Origin of the sequence: Mesorhizobium sp. M5C.F.Ca.IN.020.32.2.1 (genome assembly GCF_004023105.1) — a bacterium.
Classification (GTDB): domain Bacteria; phylum Pseudomonadota; class Alphaproteobacteria; order Rhizobiales; family Rhizobiaceae; genus Mesorhizobium; species Mesorhizobium wenxiniae.
Map to the genome: position 1 here is coordinate 1 of NZ_RZSX01000936.1, position 2335 is coordinate 2335.

Here is a 2335-nt window from a genome sequence, read left to right on the forward strand (position 1 = left end):
TCGATGCCATACTGGGCATGCCTTCACCTCGGAAGCGATGATGGAGGCACAGTCGGCGGAGGCGGACGAGATATTGTGGAGCCTGCTGCGGGCGCACCAGCAGCGGGCTGAGTTTACCAGACGAATGGCTGAGCGGGAAAAAACGAAAAACCGTCCCGAACTCGCCACGCAGTTGCGAGATCGGGCCAGAGAGTATCAAGCGGATGCCGAGGTGATCGAGCGAATTCTCGAGAGCAGGCGGGTAACGGTGGCGGGAAATGGCGCAACGGCAGAAGAAAGCAACGAAAGCGGAGCCGCAGACTGAGGTGAACAGTGATCCCGGGTCGCCGGCAGGTGAGTCCTGCGCAATCGTCGGCATCGGCGCGTCTGCTGGAGGCATAGCGGCTCTACAAAAATTCTTTCCCAACGTTCCGCCAGACAGTGGGCTCGCCTATGTGGTGATCCAGCATCTGGACGCCGAGCACGAGAGCGTGTTGGCAAGTATAGTCCAGCGCTGTACCTCCATTGCGACTCAGACGGCAAGCGAGGCGTCCGGCATCGAGCCGAACAGGATTTACGTAGTCCCCCCAGGCGTCTCGGTGACGGTGAAGGACCGCAGCTTTCATATTGAGAAGATGACGACCACCCGCACCAAGCGCACGCCGATCGATGACTTTTTCATCTCGCTCGCGATGGAGCAGGGGGAAAACGCGGCCGCTGTCATTCTCTCTGGCACGGGCAGCGACGGCACCATCGGACTGCGTGCCATCAAGGAGCATGGTGGACTTACGCTCGCGCAGGAGAGCGCCGAATATGACGGCATGATGCGCAGCGCCGTTCAGGCCGGCCTCGTCGACATGGTGCTCCCGGCGGAAGAAATGGCAGCAGCGCTGGCGGACTACTTCCGACACGCAAACCGCATTGCAAGCGACGGCGAAGCGGACCGCCGCAAGCGCGATGTCTCCGAACAGCTTTCCCGCATCGCTGCCCTGCTTCGCACGCGCACCGGGCACGATTTCAGCGGCTACAAGGATAACACCATCCTCAGACGCATACAGCGCCGGATGCAGGTATTGCAGATCGACGATCCGGTCGCATTCTATGAACGGTTGAAGGAGGAGCCGCAGCAGGTGGATCTGCTGTTCCAGGACCTGCTGATCGGCGTGACGAATCTGTTCCGGGATCCACAAGCGTTCGATACATTGGAACGCCTCGTCATTCCGAAGCTATTCGAGAACCGCAAGGGAGACGAAACTATAAGGGTATGGGTACCAGGTTGCGCCACGGGAGAGGAAGCCTATACGATAGCCATGCTCCTCAGGGAAAATGCGCCGAGAGGCGCGGCATCGCCAAAATTGCAGATCTTCGCGACCGACATCGATGAGCGCGCTTTGGAAGTCGCGCGAGCCGGCCGCTATCCGGCTGCCATCGCTACAGATGTCACGCCAAAGCGGCTCAAGAAGTTCTTCTCGCGCGAGGACGGAACCTACCGGGTCGCCACCGATCTGCGTGAAATGTGTCTGTTTTCAGCGCACAATCTGTTGCGCGACCCGCCCTTTTCCAAGCTCGACCTGATCTCCTGTCGCAATCTCCTCATCTACATAGGGCCTGAATTGCAGGAGAAGATCATTCCCATCTTCCACTATGCCCTGCGAAAGGATGGCTATCTCTTCCTTGGCTCTTCGGAAAACGTCACCCGCCACGGGGGGCTGTTTGCTACGATCGACAAGGCAAGCCGCATTTTCCAGAGGCGTAGCGGCGGAGCGATACAGAAGCTGCCAGAGTTTCCGCTTGCCGCCGCGCCCAGGCGGGCAACCCAGCATGCGCGCCCGAGGGCGACGGGAGGAGGCGCGCAGGAGAGCGCAGAACGCCTTCTTCTTAATCGGTATTGTCCCGCATACGTCGTCGTCAACGCAGCCGGCGAGTTGGTGCATAGTTCGGGAGGCACCGGAAAATACCTCGAATTGGCGGCCGGCGCTCCCGACAACAACGTCTTCGCAATGGCGCGGCGGGGCCTGCGAATGGATTTGCGGGCTGGTCTCCACAAGACTGTCAACACCGGGCAAGTGTCGATCCAGAACGAGATCAGCGTTGGCACCAACGGCGGGCGGCAGACCATCAGCCTTGTCGTGCAGCCGCTGCCGCCGGATGGCGCGGCCGACCCTCTCTATATGCTCGTCTTCAGGGATGTTGGCGGCATCAAGCCGGAGCTTGAAAGCGAAGCGACTTCCGACGATGTTGAAAGCGCAAACGTCAGCCAGCTCGAAAAAGAACTGCGGGAGACCAAGGAGCGGCTGCAGATCACCACGGAAGAGCTGGAATCCTCGAACGAGGAACTGAAGTCCTCCAACGAAGA

1 protein-coding gene and 1 pseudogene are annotated in these 2335 nt (G+C 60.0%); both read left to right on the forward strand.

Going from position 1 to position 2335, the window contains the following annotated elements; genetic code table 11:
• Positions 1-304 (forward strand): annotated as a pseudogene (locus EOA86_RS31130) (chemotaxis protein CheB); the annotation flags it as partial.
• A 1-nt stretch (position 305) separates the two neighbouring features.
• Positions 306-2335, forward strand: a 2030-nt coding sequence (locus EOA86_RS31135; protein ID WP_281035716.1) for a CheR family methyltransferase, incomplete at its 3' end; no start/stop codon positions are given.